Source organism: Paenibacillus sp. FSL R7-0204 (assembly GCF_038002225.1).
Classification (GTDB): domain Bacteria; phylum Bacillota; class Bacilli; order Paenibacillales; family Paenibacillaceae; genus Paenibacillus_AQ.
On record NZ_JBBOCA010000001.1, the window covers coordinates 89,798 to 103,874 of the forward strand.

Annotated in this window: 15 protein-coding genes and 2 riboswitches; of the genes, 11 read left to right on the top strand and 4 right to left on the bottom strand. The window is 52.3% G+C overall.

The annotated features are described in order from the left end of the window. Positions 1–8: 8 nt before the first annotated feature. Positions 9–866, bottom strand: a complete 858-nt coding sequence (locus MKX42_RS00460) for a carbon-nitrogen hydrolase family protein (RefSeq protein WP_340750389.1) — start codon at positions 864–866, stop codon at positions 9–11. Positions 867–1,120: 254 nt separating this feature from the next. On the opposite strand from MKX42_RS00460, the gene MKX42_RS00465 reads away from it, so the two are divergent. The 3 genes from MKX42_RS00465 (at position 1,121) to MKX42_RS00475 (ending at position 4,720) form a co-directional block, all read left to right on the top strand. Next, a complete protein-coding gene (locus MKX42_RS00465) occupies positions 1,121–3,193 on the top strand; it encodes a transglycosylase domain-containing protein (RefSeq protein ID WP_340750391.1) in 2,073 nt (690 codons plus the stop codon). A gap of 98 nt (positions 3,194–3,291) precedes the next feature. Next, complete coding sequence (locus MKX42_RS00470; protein ID WP_340750392.1) at positions 3,292–3,969, top strand: DNA-3-methyladenine glycosylase; 678 nt, start codon at positions 3,292–3,294, stop codon at positions 3,967–3,969. 268 nt (positions 3,970–4,237) lie between these two features. Next, positions 4,238–4,720 carry an AbrB/MazE/SpoVT family DNA-binding domain-containing protein gene (locus tag MKX42_RS00475; protein ID WP_340750394.1) on the top strand — a complete coding sequence of 161 codons (483 nt, stop codon included), beginning with the start codon at positions 4,238–4,240 and terminating at the stop codon, positions 4,718–4,720. An 84-nt stretch (positions 4,721–4,804) separates the two neighbouring features. On the opposite strand, the gene MKX42_RS00480 is transcribed toward MKX42_RS00475, so the two are convergent. Next, a complete protein-coding gene (locus MKX42_RS00480; RefSeq protein ID WP_340750396.1) occupies positions 4,805–5,311 on the bottom strand; it encodes a YwhD family protein in 507 nt (168 codons plus the stop codon). Positions 5,312–5,415: 104 nt separating this feature from the next. Here MKX42_RS00480 and MKX42_RS00485 point away from each other — a divergent pair, with 104 nt between their 5' ends. The 6 genes from MKX42_RS00485 (at position 5,416) to MKX42_RS00510 (ending at position 11,353) form a co-directional block, all read left to right on the top strand. After that, on the top strand, positions 5,416–7,431 hold the full coding sequence (locus MKX42_RS00485) for a M1 family aminopeptidase (RefSeq protein WP_340750398.1): 2,016 nt from the start codon (positions 5,416–5,418) through the stop codon (positions 7,429–7,431). A 9-nt stretch (positions 7,432–7,440) separates the two neighbouring features. Beyond that, positions 7,441–8,274 carry a hypothetical protein gene (locus MKX42_RS00490; RefSeq protein ID WP_340750400.1) on the top strand — a complete coding sequence of 278 codons (834 nt, stop codon included), beginning with the start codon at positions 7,441–7,443 and terminating at the stop codon, positions 8,272–8,274. Between the two features lie 213 nt (positions 8,275–8,487). Further along, positions 8,488–8,626, top strand: a riboswitch (cyclic di-AMP (ydaO/yuaA leader). Positions 8,627–8,683: 57 nt separating this feature from the next. Then, a complete protein-coding gene (locus MKX42_RS00495) occupies positions 8,684–9,112 on the top strand; it encodes a C40 family peptidase (protein ID WP_051477954.1) in 429 nt (142 codons plus the stop codon). A gap of 387 nt (positions 9,113–9,499) precedes the next feature. Then, positions 9,500–9,642: riboswitch (cyclic di-AMP (ydaO/yuaA leader) on the top strand. A gap of 4 nt (positions 9,643–9,646) precedes the next feature. Continuing rightward, positions 9,647–10,138: a C40 family peptidase gene (locus MKX42_RS00500; RefSeq protein ID WP_340750402.1), complete on the top strand. Its 492-nt coding sequence runs from the start codon at positions 9,647–9,649 to the stop codon at positions 10,136–10,138. A 245-nt stretch (positions 10,139–10,383) separates the two neighbouring features. Beyond that, the gene (locus MKX42_RS00505) at positions 10,384–10,869 is read left to right on the top strand and encodes a GNAT family N-acetyltransferase (protein WP_340750404.1); all 486 of its coding nucleotides are present in this window, start codon (positions 10,384–10,386) and stop codon (positions 10,867–10,869) included. 127 nt (positions 10,870–10,996) lie between these two features. Beyond that, positions 10,997–11,353: a c-type cytochrome gene (locus MKX42_RS00510; RefSeq protein ID WP_340750406.1), complete on the top strand. Its 357-nt coding sequence runs from the start codon at positions 10,997–10,999 to the stop codon at positions 11,351–11,353. A gap of 131 nt (positions 11,354–11,484) precedes the next feature. On the opposite strand, the gene MKX42_RS00515 is transcribed toward MKX42_RS00510, so the two are convergent. Then, positions 11,485–11,760, bottom strand: a complete 276-nt coding sequence (locus MKX42_RS00515; protein WP_340750408.1) for a 4a-hydroxytetrahydrobiopterin dehydratase — start codon at positions 11,758–11,760, stop codon at positions 11,485–11,487. A gap of 208 nt (positions 11,761–11,968) precedes the next feature. Beyond that, a complete protein-coding gene (locus tag MKX42_RS00520) occupies positions 11,969–12,262 on the bottom strand; it encodes a hypothetical protein (RefSeq protein WP_036698940.1) in 294 nt (97 codons plus the stop codon). Positions 12,263–12,465: 203 nt separating this feature from the next. Between MKX42_RS00520 and motA the strand changes: the two genes are divergently transcribed. Further along, positions 12,466–13,266 carry a flagellar motor stator protein MotA gene (motA, locus tag MKX42_RS00525; protein ID WP_036724422.1) on the top strand — a complete coding sequence of 267 codons (801 nt, stop codon included), beginning with the start codon at positions 12,466–12,468 and terminating at the stop codon, positions 13,264–13,266. Next, a complete protein-coding gene (gene motB, locus MKX42_RS00530; protein ID WP_340750409.1) occupies positions 13,250–14,071 on the top strand; it encodes a flagellar motor protein MotB in 822 nt (273 codons plus the stop codon). The genes motA and motB overlap by 17 nt, the downstream gene beginning before the upstream one ends. Positions 14,072–14,077: the final 6 nt, after the last annotated feature.

Here is a 14,077-nt window from a genome sequence, read left to right on the forward strand (position 1 = left end):
TCTCCCCCTTACGTCCAGTCGGTGTACAGATCGGTGCGGCGGTCACGCCACGTGGTTACAGCTCCGTGTTCCCGGACGCGGTACAGCAGCTCCAGATCCAGATCGGCGGTGATGATCATATCGTTGTTGATCTCTCCTTCGGCCAGCAGACCCTGTGGAGGGAACGGAATATCATTGGGTGTGATAATCGCCGCCTGGCCGAAGTTGGCCCGCATCAGATCAACAGTAGGCAGTGAGCCTACGGTGCCGGTCAGCACCACGTAGACTTGATTCTCGATAGCCCGGGCGTGGCTCGTATACCTTACCCGGTGGAAGCCGTGGCGGTCATCCGTGCAGGACGGGCAGAAGATCACATCTGCTCCCTTGGCCCGGGCCATGCGCACAATCTCGGGGAATTCAATGTCATAGCAGGTCAGCATGGCAATGGTCCCATGGTCTGTCTGGAATACCTGAAGCTCCTCACCCGCCCCCATATTCCAGCCCTCTACCTCGGCAGGGGTAATATGCAGCTTGGCCTGTTCGGCAATTCTTCCATCCGGGTAAAAAAGATGGGCTACATTATACAGCTTGCCGCCGCGCCGCAGCACATGGGTCCCCCCAATAATATGTACCGCATACTTTCCAGCGTACCCGGAGAACATCTCCAGGTAACGGTCTGTGAACTGCGGCAGATCCTCTATCCCCAGCGCCTCCCCGTCCTCGCCTCCGATCGACATCAGCTGTGTCGTAAGAAATTCAGGGAAGAGGATAAATTCGGCGCCGTACTCTCCGGCCGTCTTGATATAGTGCTCACACTCGGCAGCAAACTCCCCGAAGGAAGAGATGGTATGCAGATGATATTGTACAGCAGATACGCGAAAAGCCATGGCGGCAGTCCTCCCGGGCATGATAGTTACATGCATTTTCATAAGTATCTAAAATTTTACCATAACCGTTCATAAAATCACACATGGCGCAGCGGGCGTATCCCCCCGGTTCTCCGCCTGGTTCGACAAGATCCGCTTTCTCTGCCAATGGTGAATATCTCTTCTCATCCTTTCCCATAATGAGGAATACAAGCAGCGGCAACCCTCATGGTGCCATCCTGTGTAACTGCTTGAATTCGAAGGAGCCTGATACCATGACGCGCGATTCCAGCACACCCAAAGTCCGCAAACGCCGCCTCCGCCTGCTCTTTCGGCTGCTGGTTGTCTCCACCCTGCTGTTCCTGCTGGCCGCCGGCGCTCTGCTTGGATACCTATATCAGAAGCCGCTCCCCCCGCTTGGGGATGATGTCCGCTCCAGACTGCTTGACGCCAGGGGCAATGTGATGACCACCTTCACTACAGACGGCCGCAGCCGAGAGCCTGTTGAGCTTAACCGGATCTCCCCGCTGCTCATCAAGGCCACGCTGGCTGTGGAGGACCGGAAATTCTATAATCATATCGGCTTTGATCTGAAAGGCATGGGGAGAGCTGTCCTCGCCAATCTGGAGGCGGGCAGACGCACGCAAGGGGCCAGCACCTTAACCCAGCAGCTCGCACGCAATCTGTACCTGACCCATGAGAAGACCTGGACCCGCAAGGCCAAGGAAGCGCTATATACCCTGCAGCTGGAAATGAAATACTCTAAGGATGAAATCCTGAATATGTATTTAAATGAAATCTACTATGGTCACGGCGCTTATGGAATCGAGGCTGCGGCCCGGATGTATTTCGGCAAAGCTGCCGCAGATCTGGATCTGGCAGAGAGCGCCCTCCTGGCCGGAGTGCCCAAGGGACCCACCTATTATTCTCCATATAATCATCTGGACAGCGCCTTGAAGCGTCAAGGCATCATCCTGGCCGCTATGGTCGATACGGGGGATATTACGGAGTCGCAGGCACAGGAGGCAGCTAAGGAGCAGTTGAAGCTAAGCCCGCAGGGTCAAAAGGATACCACGGTGGCTGCACCCTATTTCCGAGATTATGTGCGCAGTCTTGTGATCGACAGCCTGCATATCAGCAGTGACGAGCTGGACCGGGGCGGGCTGAATGTCTATACGACACTTGACCCGGATATGCAGCAGGCTGCGGAAGCGGCGGTAGATCAGGGCATGGACCACAGCAGCGAGCTGGAGACGGCCCTCGTCTCTGTTGACCCCCGCACCGGCTATGTGAAGGCTATGGTCGGGGGCACGAATTACCGGACCAGTTCCTTCAACCATGCGCTGGCGAAGACGCGCCAGCCCGGCTCTTCCTTTAAGCCGATTATGTATTTGGCGGCGCTGTCGACCAAAGAAATGACAGGCTTATCCGTCTTCAACAGTCAGCCGACGCTGTTCCATTATGATAACAACCGAAAGACGTACCAGCCCCGGAATTTCGGGGATAAATATCTGGGAGAGATTAATATGCGGCAGGCCATTGCCGCGTCTGACAATATCTATGCAGTGAATACCATTATGAAGATCGGGGCAGATAAGGTCGCCGCTATGGCGGCCGCCATGGGGATTAACAGCCCGCTGCAGAGCGTTCCTTCGCTGGCGCTGGGAACCTCCCCTGTCAGCCCGCTGGAGATGGCCTCAGCCTTCGCAGTGATTGCCAGTGGCGGAGTGAAGCAGCCGGTCACGGCGGTCCTGAAGATCACCGATGCGGGCGGACATCTTCTATATGAAGCTCCGCAGCCAGAAGGTCAGCCCGTGGTTGAGCCGGCAGCGGCTTACGTGTTAACCCGGCTGATGGAGGGGGTCTTCGAGAGCGGAGGCACCGGGAACCGGGTGGCCCCGATGATCAAGCGTCCAGTCGCCGGCAAGACCGGCACTACAGATACCGACGGATGGATGGTAGGCTTCACGCCTGAGCTCTCAACCGCCGTATGGGTCGGATACGATAAGGGCCGTGATATTGCGACCACCGACGGCAGACGGGCAGCACCTATCTTCGCCGGATTCACGGAAAAAGCGCTGGAGAATGTGCCGCCGAAGATTTTCCCCATTCCCGATGGCGTAGTCAGCGTATATATTGACCCGCTGTCCGGCATGCTGGCTACAGCAGACTGTCCGGAGAAAAAGCTGGAGACCTTCATCAGCGGCACAGAGCCTACCAGATATTGTGACCAGCATAGCTCTGGTGAACCCGGTGCTTCAGGCAGCACCGCTCCTCCGGGTCCTGCCGATCCGGTCAAGGAAGAGCATTCCCTATGGAATAATATCAAGCGCTGGTGGATGAACTAACCTGGGATTGCCGCTCCCCGCTGTCTGCGTTACGATGGGGAGACCGGCAGAGGCGTAAGCCCGCCTAACTCCGCCGCAGGAAGGTGTGTCATCCATTCATGAAGCCGAATCACTCCGCCGGCCTTGAGCTGAAAGCGCCACGGCTGCTGCAGCCTGAGCTCTACAAGCTCGCGGCCGTTGAAGCAGCGCCGCGTCTTCTTGGCCAGCATCTGGTCCGCCGCACGGAAGACGGGGACATCCGCTGCCGCATTGTGGAGACTGAGAGCTACGGAGGCGCCGAGGATAAAGGCAGCCATGCGTATGGCTGCCGCCGGACCGCCCGGACAGAGGTCATGTTCAGCGCCGGAGGCGCAGTATATATATACCTGATCTATGGCATGTACCATTGCCTGAATGTCGTAACTGCCGCACAGGACGAACCGCATGCCGTCCTGATCCGGGCAGTAGAACCGCTTACGGAGAGGGATGCCGAGCTTATGGCGGCATACAGGGGAGTTGCTGTCAGGAAGCCCTCGGACCTCTCCGGCGGGCCGGGCAAGCTGTGCCGGGCGCTGCGGATTGACAAGAGCCTTAACAATACCAGGTTCGATCTGCGGGAAGGCCCGCTGAGCATCGAGCAGGGGGATGATCCGGAGTCCCTGGATATTGCCCAGGCCCCGCGCATCAATATTCCTTATGCAGAAGAGTATGCTGGGCGCCCCTGGCGCTTCTATCTGCGGGGCAATCCTTATGTCTCGGTCAGCGATCCGCAGGCACAGCCCCACAGGCTGGTCTAAAGGCCTATACCGCTGTTTCGGCTGTGGTATATTGGGTATTAATAAGAGAACCCTAATCAGCCTCTCCCTTGGGACTTCCCAGGCGGAGAGGTTTTTCTTCTATATTTTGATCTCTGCACTCTCAGGCGCCAAAAAATGATAAACATTCCTATAAAATGACAATAAATCCCCCTATTTGTATACGCTTCCCCCGTTCTCTAAACTTACAATTACTGCTATAATCATATATATCTACAAAAAATATTAAGATGTAAATGAGGGACATGGGATGAAAGATACAGGCATGATCCGAAGCTTAGACAGTCTCGGAAGAATTGTGGTTCCCGTAGAAATCCGCATGACACGCAATATTGACATTGGGGATCCTATCGAATTTTTTATACTGGATGAGGATATCATCGTCCTCCGAAAGTACACCTCCACAGAATGCACCTTTTGCAGAAGTCTTGATCATGTGACCTACTATAAGGATCAGTTCATTTGCAATACCTGTCTGAAGGAGCTAAGTGACCCCGATCGCGGATCAGAACCCATCCATGCCTCCCCAAGTTCAGCAGAAGAACATCCCGAGCCAGCCCGCGGGGGACGGAGAAGCAAGACCGAAGAAATGAGTCTGCGTCTTATGAAAGCGATCGAAGATCATCCTTATGCCAACCAGAAGGAGCTTGCCGAGGTTCTCGGCATCAGCCAAGCCAGAGTCAGCCAGCTCAAGCGCAAGCTGAACACTTCCGGCAGAACAGATCCGCAGTAACGTTATCCATTCATCCCTGCTTAGACATCAGATAAGGCTTGGCCCCGCGGGGGCCAAGCCTTATTTTTTGTTCAACTACACGTATTAGTCCGACAGCGCGGCCTTCAGCTCCTCAGGCGAAGCGGCCCACCACTCTTCATTATGGGCCATCAGCAGGGATTTCAGCGCTGCCCGCTCAGCACTTCCAAGTCCATCCAGAATAAGCTTGCGCTTCAAGGCCGCATCCAGCTTATTGACATGATCCGCAAGAATCTTCCAGCCACGGCGCGCTTCGGTGTCAATCCACATCTCACAGGCGGTAATTCCGCCGTAGAACTGTCCCTCCGGGGTACGGTCAACGGCGACCCATACGACCCATACCTGTCTTCCCGCCGGAACATCCTCACGGTTCATAGAGAATTTAATTCCCTTCTCCACTTTGCTCTTGGCATGCATGGCACCGATATCAATAACGGCGATGCCCTGATCAATAATAACAGGCGATACATTGTTCAGATCAATCGAGCCTGCACCGAAGCCTTTATGCTTGGCTCTGGCGTTCACAATATTCAAGGCAATTTGTTTTTTGCCCTCCGGTTGTACGTTATCCACATGTGCACATCCTTTCCATTCACTAATTATTTAATTTTAGCTAATAATGCGGCGATTGCAAACATATACATCCCCTAGATGCTTGTCACGGGAGGAATCATAGTATGAAGCCACATTCATTAAGGTATACCCTCATCTTCGCAGTTCTGGCTGTCCTCACATTGCTTGGAGGCGGAATATGGTTTCTGTCAGGGCATAGCCCTGCCGTATGGACTGCCTCTGTTCCAAAAGAGGCCAAGTCCCCCGCCATTGTCCCCCGGCAGCAGCCCGTGCAGTCCGATCTTTCAGATACGATCTACACATCGGAGACAGAGGCTTTAAGCCAGCGTGTGGTTGAATATCACATGGATGTGGAGCTCCTGCCCGATAAGGAGACCCTGGTCGCCTCCGAGACACTGACCTGGACCCATCCGGGCGCAAAGCCGGTTCAGGAGCTCTACTTTCATCTGTATCCCAATGCATTCGCATCCGCCAGCACCACCTTCATGAAGGAGTCCGGGGGTACGCTTCGCGGTGACACCATGCCTGCAGGAGGTTACGGGAGCATTACCCTGACAGATTTGCGGACCTCCGAAGGCGTCTCGCTGATGCAGCGCACACAATATGTGCAACCGGACGACGGCAATGTCAATGACAGAACACTGCTCAAGGTCCATCTGCCGCAGCCGGTGAACGGCGGTGAGAGCGTGACGGTAAGGCTTAAATTTGAGGTCAAGCTGCCCAAAATTTTCGCCCGGATGGGAACCGCTGACGACTTCGTGATGGCCGGCCAGTGGTTTCCGAAGCTTAGCGTCTATGAGCCTGCCGGCAGAAGAGGACTCAAGGAAGAAGGCTGGAACCTGCATCAATACCACGGCAACTCCGAGTTCTACAGTGATTTTGGGATTTACAATGTATCCATTTCTGTCCCGCCCGAGTATAAGGTCGCCGCAACCGGGTTTCCGGTGAGGGACGCCAAGATTGTAAAGGGGCGCAAGGTTTATCAGTTCTATGCAGATGACGTCCACGATTTCGCCTGGGCGGCATCGCCTGATTTCGTGGTTGCCGAGAAGGCATTCTCCGCGCCGCAGGTGCCTGGAGTGAAGATTAAGCTCTATCTGGACCCGCTGCACAAGCATCTCCAGGAGCGCTATTTCCAGGCGGCTGAGGCTGCACTGATGGCATTCAGCAAGTGGTACGGTCCTTATCCTTATTCCACCTTATCGATTGTTGTCCCGCCGGAGTCCGGCAACGGGGCGGGAGGAATGGAGTATCCGACCCTGATTACCGCCTTCGGCGCCACGGACACTACACCAGGCACCTCCCTGGAGCGCACGATCATCCACGAGATCGGGCACCAATATTTCTACGGCCTGGTGGCCAGCAATGAATTCGAAGAAGCCTGGCTTGATGAGAGCTTCACCTCGTATGCCGAAGACCGGATGATGGAACAGGAATACGGTGTGGTCTCAAGCCTGCCGCTGCAGTCCAGCCTGGTCTCCTCTTCACAGCCGCTTAAGCTGGAGGCCTGGAAATACACCGGTGATGATGCCTACACGCGCAATGTATACATCCGGGGCAAGCTGGTGCTGAAGGATATCGAACGCATCGCCGGGACCAAGAATATGGATGCCATCCTCGCCGCCTATGCCCGCAAATACCGCTTCCAGCATCCGACCACCGCTGATTTCCAGAAGGTTGTAGAGAAAGTGACCAAGCAATCCTGGCAGACTTATTTTGAACGGTATGTCTATAGCGGAGGTGCACCCGACTTCGCAGTTGACGATATCAGGCTTACGGTCGGACAGGACAACAGTGACGGCGGGGGCAGCCGCTATAACGCTGTGGTAGATGTAAGTAATAAGGGCAGCCTGTACCCCGATGTTCCCGTGAAATTCACCTTCGCAGACGGGTACACTGTTCAGCAATACTGGAATGGCGAGGGTAAGGCTACCTCCTTTGAGTTAGCATATAAAGCGCCGCTGGTCTCCGCAGAGATCGATCCGGGGCATTCCATTCTGCTGGAGAGCAGGCATCTAAATAATTTCAGAATGGCGGAGCTTGAGCCGCGTACACTCTCCCGCTGGACGCTTAGTGCTTCAACTCTGCTTGAAACCCTGCTCGGAACTCTTGTCTGGTGAGGTGAAGGAATGGTGAAAAGTTCAATTGCCCGCGGTTGGATCAGCATGAAAGAGCAGTTCTATATACTGATTCTGCTATTTATCTACCGGCTGTTCTGGGGATATTTCCTGTACAAATTCATTAAAAGCGCGGTTGTCCCTGTCCTGCTCCGCTACCCGGATGCGAATGCCGGCGGCAGCGGAATAGGCAGGCTGCTGTATTATATCGAAGGGCAGACCGCGCTGCGCACCGACCCTGCCGTTCAGCACTGGCTGTGGATGCTGCTGGCGCTGACAGTGCTAAGGCTGCTGGTGACTCCCTTTATCCGCGCAGGGCTGCTGCACGAGCTTCACCAGGAGCGCGACGGAGCGCGGGGACTGTTCTTTTTTCCCGGAATGAGAAAATATGGGCTGCCGGTGCTGGTGTTCAGCCTCATCGAATGGGCGCTAACCCTCCTGCCGCTCTATTGGCTGCTTCCGCGTATGTACCGTCATCTGCTCAGCGGCGTTCTCGATGTTCAGCTCCTGCTCAAGCTGGTGCCTTATGTTCTGGGCTGGCTGCTCTATCTCTTCCTTGTGCGCAAGCTTCTTCTCTATATGCAGTTCGGCTATACCGCAGGTACCGGCATGTTCTCTTCGCTGCTGATCTGCCTGAAGGTGCTGATGCCTTCCATAGGTATATCCATCATTCTGGGGGCGGGAAGCCTGGCCGTAATTCTGCTCTGCAGCGCCTCTGCTCTGTTCTATCCCGGATTGCCGGCCCTTATGCTCCGCCAGGCAGCTCCGCTGCCCTCCACGCTGTTCGATATGTGGGGAATCGCTGCCCAGTACCACCTTTGGTCCAATAAATCATTTCCACAATAATAAGCTGCTGAAGCGGCATACTAAAGAGAGTCACAGCCCCTCTATCCGGGAGCAGGACTCTTTTTTGCTTGAACCGGAGGACAAAAGCATTTGCAAAAGGATAAATCCTCTGATACAATGATGGCTGTACTAGTAGTAACAAACTTGTAATCTTTCAAGCAAAATCTTCCGTAACTATTGCAATTTAATCAATGCCGATAAGTAACTGTTCTGGTGCATAAAACGCCGAATTCCCTGCACCGGGAAGTGGGGGAACCATATTTTGGGTGAATTGATCTCGCTTTAGAGGGGTCATAGGGGAACCTTCTACCGAATCCTTAAGCTAACCTCGCAGGCCCTGGAAGGAGTACATCTTTTGATTAGTCAGAATTTCAAGAAAAAATGCACCGCAGCAGCGCTGGGTCTTGTGATGGTATTCACACTCGGAGCGGGCAGTGCCTTCGCGGATTCCAAGATGGATACTGTGATTTCAAAAACTATTGGAACGTCGTATAAAACCGGGGGCACAACCACCAGCGGCTTCGACTGTTCCGGATTTACCAAGTATGTGTTCAAGAATGTCGGGCTTACCTTGCCCCGTACCTCCAAAGCACAGTTCAAAGTTGGAACAAGTGTATCCAAGAGCAATCTGCGTTCCGGTGATCTCGTGTTCTTCAATACCCTGGGTAACGGAGTGTCCCATGTCGGTATTTATGTTGGAAACGGGAAGTTCGCACAGTCCTCGAGTTCACGTGGTGTTACCATCAGTTCGATGAGCCAGTCCTACTGGGCCAACCGCTACGTTGGCGCCAAACGAGTAATGAGCACAACAGCCTACCAAGCTGTCGCTTACGATTGACCCCTTGAAGCATACCCCGAATATTTCAGCCTCTAACAACTAAATGTAACTTATACGAGCCCGGGATGATTATTGCCGTAATCATTTCCGGGTTTTTCCTTTTCCTTATTCTACCTTTTACCCGAATCTGCAGCCTTGAAACAGCATTTTCTTGCAAAAACAAAGAAAAAATCATATAAAATAATCCCTGCGCATAGATATGAGTCTTTCGAAAGGACTATAACTCTAAAAAACAGCAAAAAAGATGCATTAATATGTTATAAGTGATTGCCAAGCGCCTTAGTCTTTGTTACAATTATCGCAGTGAGCTTTTAGTAACATTTTTGTAATTATTGAATCGCTTTTAACAAAGGTTTTGTCATGTATTGAATGAACCGCTAATCCTAATCAACAGTCGTGCCGAGTTCCCTAATGAATTAGGGAAACGGGGGAACCACTTTGGGTGAATTGACCTCCTATTCTAAGAGGGGTCATAGGGGACCTTCAACCGAACCCTTAAGCTAACCTCGTAGGCATTGGAAGGGGTATTTACTTTTGAAGAAGAAGCTAGCAGCCGCAGTACTAAGCTTGTCCATTATCTTCACCATCGGAGCAGGAAGCGCTTTCGCGGATTCCAAAATGGATAAAGTGATCGACAAAGCCATCGGAACCAAATACGTGTCCGGCGGTACATCTACTAACGGGTTTGATTGCTCCGGATTTACAATGTATGTTTTTGATAAAGTCGGCATTAACCTGCCACATCAATCCGGCTCCCAGTATCAGATGGGCTCTGCTGTATCCCGTGACGAGATGAGACCGGGCGATCTTGTATTCTTCAATACAAGCGGTAAGGGCGTATCCCATGTCGGTATTTATGTTGGTGACGGCGAATTCGCCCATGCCTCTTCCTCGCGTGGTGTAACCATCAGTTCGCTGAGTGACAGCTATTACGTCAACCGCTACGTTGGCGCCAAACGAATCATGAGTACAGATGCCTACAAGACTGTTGCTTCGGATTCCCAAGACAACGATGATGTACAATAATTCTTTGTAACCTACGCTCTTTTCCGAGATTTTTGCCGAAATCTTGGAGAAGGGCTTTTTTTGTCTATAAAATTACTTACCCGTCTCTATATTTGTAAAACACCGATTCTGCACATTTGGAAAATAATTATTGACGTTTGTCAAGTTTCTGCATTTCCGCAAGGAATTTGCGTCGAAACTGGCTGTTTTTGTATATAATTAATAGAAGAAATGAATTTATGTCCCCTGAAAGGAGGCCTCCCCTAATGATTAGCTCCCCGCTAACCTTTTATGTGGTGCCTATGGAGCCGCAGCATGCCGCTGAGATCTGTGAGTGGAGCTACAAGCCGCCGTATAATATTTACGGCTGGATGTCCTGGGAGCAGATGCAGGCGCTGGGCGTGGAGTTCGGAGACCCGCAGCTGCGAAGTAGGCAATATGTATCGGTTGTGAATGGAGAGGGGGATCTGTGCGGCTTCGCCCAGCTCTTTCCGATGGAGGGGGTAGTCCGGCTTGGAGTCGGAATGCGGCCTGAGCTGTGCGGCCATGGAATGGGGCATCTGTTCATGAAGGCTATTGTGCAGGCAGCACGGTCGCGTTACCCGGAGCGTGAGATCGACCTGGAGGTGCTGACCTGGAACCAGCGCGCCATCCGCGCTTACCAGAAATGCGGGTTCACTATAACGGATACCTATGAACGCCGCACCCCGACCGGCAACAAGCCTTTTTATTGCATGGTCTATGAGGAATAGCACCGGAAACAGATTGTTTTTCAAAAAAATGGATCATTTGTGTTCATTTTTTTGACACACATACTATGATAACGCTTCACCATCCGCTATAATGGAGTCAGCAGCTTACATGGAGGGACGGATGCAGATGCAGAAATGGATCATGAGCGGTTTGTTTTTTGCCGCCTGTGCCTTTGCAGTAATCTTAATGTTTACCTTACCAGGTAAATCCGAGGTAGCCGAACAGAACAAGCCGACCATGCCGGAAGTTGTACTGGACGCTGCGGCCGCAGAAGCCACAGTGAAGGCCAATTGTATCTCCTGCCACGGTGACCAGCTTCAGGGCGGGGCGGGACCCAGCCTGCAGCAGGAAGGCGCTTCGCATGACGCAGCTCAGATCTACAGCATAGTCACCAAGGGCCGCGGACAGATGCCTTCCTTCAAAGACAGGCTGGCCCCTGAAGAGATTGCGAATGTAGCCCTATGGCTGGCAGAGAAGAAATAATCCGCAACCTGTACTCACACCATGCTCTTCATTCTAAATGTATAATGCCCGTGACGAGGATAACGAATGATCCTTGCACGGGCATTTTTATTGAACAGATATTCCTGTTGTCTCCATAGGGGCCTTGTCCTCTAGCGGGTCTTCTCGAATGCCTCATTAAATTCATGCGCCTGGCGGAGATTAAGCTTCTCCACATCTGCAGCCAGCCGCAGAACAACCGTTTTGTAATCAATGGTGATATGCGGGTGATGGTCAAAAGCCTCCGAGATTGTCGCTACCTCATCTACAAAAGCAATTCCCTTCATATATTCACTGAACATATATTTGCGCACCAGCCTATCCCTCTCCAGCTTCCAGCCCTCAAGCTTGCCGATCTGCTCCTGCAGTTGTTCCTCAGTTAATTGCAATTCGTTTCCTCCCTTGCTAAGTTAACGGTTCTTTAAGCCTGCTCTTTCCTTCAAATAAAACATCCCTCAGCTTCTGAAAGTCAAGGGATGTGCCAGGCCAAAGATTTTTGATTAAATGTATTCTGACATCCCGGCAATTAGTACTCCACTTCCAATTTTAACATGGCCGGATGCCCGGGACAAACCTGCTGCCGCATTTTTCCCTGCTTTATACAAGAACGACCGAAGCCAGATCCTCATCGCCCAGCAGAATATTAATGCGGTGTGTTTCTTTATCGTACATTACAACTCCGCTGCCCACCTGAATGACCGGCTCATTGCCCAAGGCGTAGAACAGGTCTTCCGCAAGCGCCTCCCAGACCTCCTGCCTCGATTCCTCCGGCAGATTCGTCCACTCTTCAGGCTCCATTTCAAAAAAAATGTACCCGTCTGCAATCCGTCCAACGGCTCCTGTCAGTTCAACCAGAATTTCACCGTAATCTCTGCCATGCTTAACTCCCACATCAATCACTCCGTTTTCTTTGCTGATGAATAATAACCTACCTTATCTATTATAGCCGAAAAAATCACTTCACAAAAAAGGGAATGATGTCGATAAAGAAGAATATACGTGATTTGGTTACGAACAGAGTGTTCTCCCGCGGTTCAAGGACGAATTACGCGGTTAGTCGATCACTTCTTAATTCTCATGGACGAGGTGCATAAATGGAAATCTCAACAATTCTAGGCCTGGTGTTTGGTCTGATCGCAGTAATCTGGGGGATGATACTCAAGCATGCTCCACTTGCAAGCTTGAACAACCCCGCTGCCTATGTCATTATCTTTCTTGGCACGGCTGCCTCTATCTTCATGGCCTTTCCGATGTCGGAAGTCAAGAATTTCCCTAAGCTGTTGAAGATCCTGTTTACAAAGAAAAAGATGGTCGGTAAGCCCGAACTGATTACCATGTTCATGGAATGGGCTTCCATTACCCGCCGCGAAGGGCTGCTTGCTCTGGAGTCCAATGTCGATGAGATTGAAGATAACTTCCTCCGAAACGGCATGCGGATGATTATTGACGGCAATGATCAGGAGTTCGTCCGTGATGTATTAATGGAAGATATCCATGCCACTGAAGACAGACATAAAGCCGGGGCCTTGATCTTCTCCCAGGCCGGGATGTACGCACCTACGCTGGGGGTACTCGGGGCTGTTATCGGGCTGATTGCCGCCTTGGGGGATATGAGTAACATGGACGTCCTGGCCCATGCAATTGCCGGTGCCTTCATTGCAACCCTGCTTGGGATATTCACCGGTTATGTTATGTGGCACCCTATGGCGAACAAGCTGAAGCGGATATCCAAACGCGAGATTGAAGTCCGCCTGATGATGGTGGAGGGCCTGCTCTCCATTCAGTCCGGGGTGTCTACCATTGCCATTAACCAGAAGCTGTCCGTCTTCCTGACTCCGTCCGAGCGTGCCAAGCTGAGCGAGAAGGAGGGGGCTTCCAGTGAGCAAAAAGACTAGGCATGAGGAACATGAAGAGCATGCCGATGAATCCTGGCTGCTTCCCTATTCCGATCTAATGACCCTGCTGGTTGCTCTATTCCTTGTAATGTATGCCATGAGCGCAACGGACGCCGTGAAATTCCAGCAAATGGCTGAAGCCTTCAATTCAGCGCTCAGCGGCGGTGGCGGTGTCCTGGAGTACCGGTCGGATTCCCCGACCAATACCCAGTTGGACCAGGGCAAGCAGGATAAAATGAACAGTGTGATTGCCAAGAACACCGGCACCTCCGATCTGTCCAAGCTCCGTGCTAAGGAGCAGGAGGATCTGGAGAAGCTGAAGAAGCAGTTCGACCAGTACATCAAGAACAACGGAATGACCGACTTGCTTAGCACCAAGCTGAATCAGTCCCAGCTGATGATCACGATTAGCGACAATGCCCTCTTCGCTTCGGGACAGGCTGTAGTGAAAGATGAATCCCGCCAGTTGGCCAAGTCGATCTCAACGATGCTGCAGCAATTCCCTGATTATGAAGTATTGGTGCAGGGGCATACCGATAATGTTCCGATCTCCAACAGCACGTACTCCTCGAACTGGGATCTTAGTGTAGATCGTGCCCTTGAGTTCATGAAGATTCTGCTGCTGAATCCCAACCTGGACCCGACGAAGTTCAGCCCGACCGGCTCTGGCGAATATCATCCCATCGCTAGCAATGCTACGGCTGCCGGGCGGGCCAAGAACCGCCGGGTAGAAGTATCCATCCTACGTAAATATAAGGACGCTGCTGCGGAGACAACGGATGTCTCTAATGTAACAGCTCCCTGATAGTAA

Excerpts from the sequence above, each read along its gene's own strand:
- MKX42_RS00460 (WP_340750389.1), bottom strand. The coding sequence starts at position 866 with ATGGCTTTTCGCGTATCTGCTGTACAATATCATCTGCATACCATCTCT.
- MKX42_RS00465 (WP_340750391.1), top strand. The coding sequence starts at position 1,121 with ATGACGCGCGATTCCAGCACACCCAAAGTCCGCAAACGCCGCCTCCGC.
- MKX42_RS00470 (WP_340750392.1), top strand. The coding sequence starts at position 3,292 with ATGAAGCCGAATCACTCCGCCGGCCTTGAGCTGAAAGCGCCACGGCTG.
- MKX42_RS00475 (WP_340750394.1), top strand. The coding sequence starts at position 4,238 with ATGAAAGATACAGGCATGATCCGAAGCTTAGACAGTCTCGGAAGAATT.
- MKX42_RS00485 (WP_340750398.1), top strand. The coding sequence starts at position 5,416 with ATGAAGCCACATTCATTAAGGTATACCCTCATCTTCGCAGTTCTGGCT.
- MKX42_RS00490 (WP_340750400.1), top strand. The coding sequence starts at position 7,441 with ATGGTGAAAAGTTCAATTGCCCGCGGTTGGATCAGCATGAAAGAGCAG.
- MKX42_RS00495 (WP_051477954.1), top strand. The coding sequence starts at position 8,684 with ATGGTATTCACACTCGGAGCGGGCAGTGCCTTCGCGGATTCCAAGATG.
- MKX42_RS00505 (WP_340750404.1), top strand. The coding sequence starts at position 10,384 with ATGATTAGCTCCCCGCTAACCTTTTATGTGGTGCCTATGGAGCCGCAG.
- MKX42_RS00510 (WP_340750406.1), top strand. The coding sequence starts at position 10,997 with ATGCAGAAATGGATCATGAGCGGTTTGTTTTTTGCCGCCTGTGCCTTT.
- motA (WP_036724422.1), top strand. The coding sequence starts at position 12,466 with ATGGAAATCTCAACAATTCTAGGCCTGGTGTTTGGTCTGATCGCAGTA.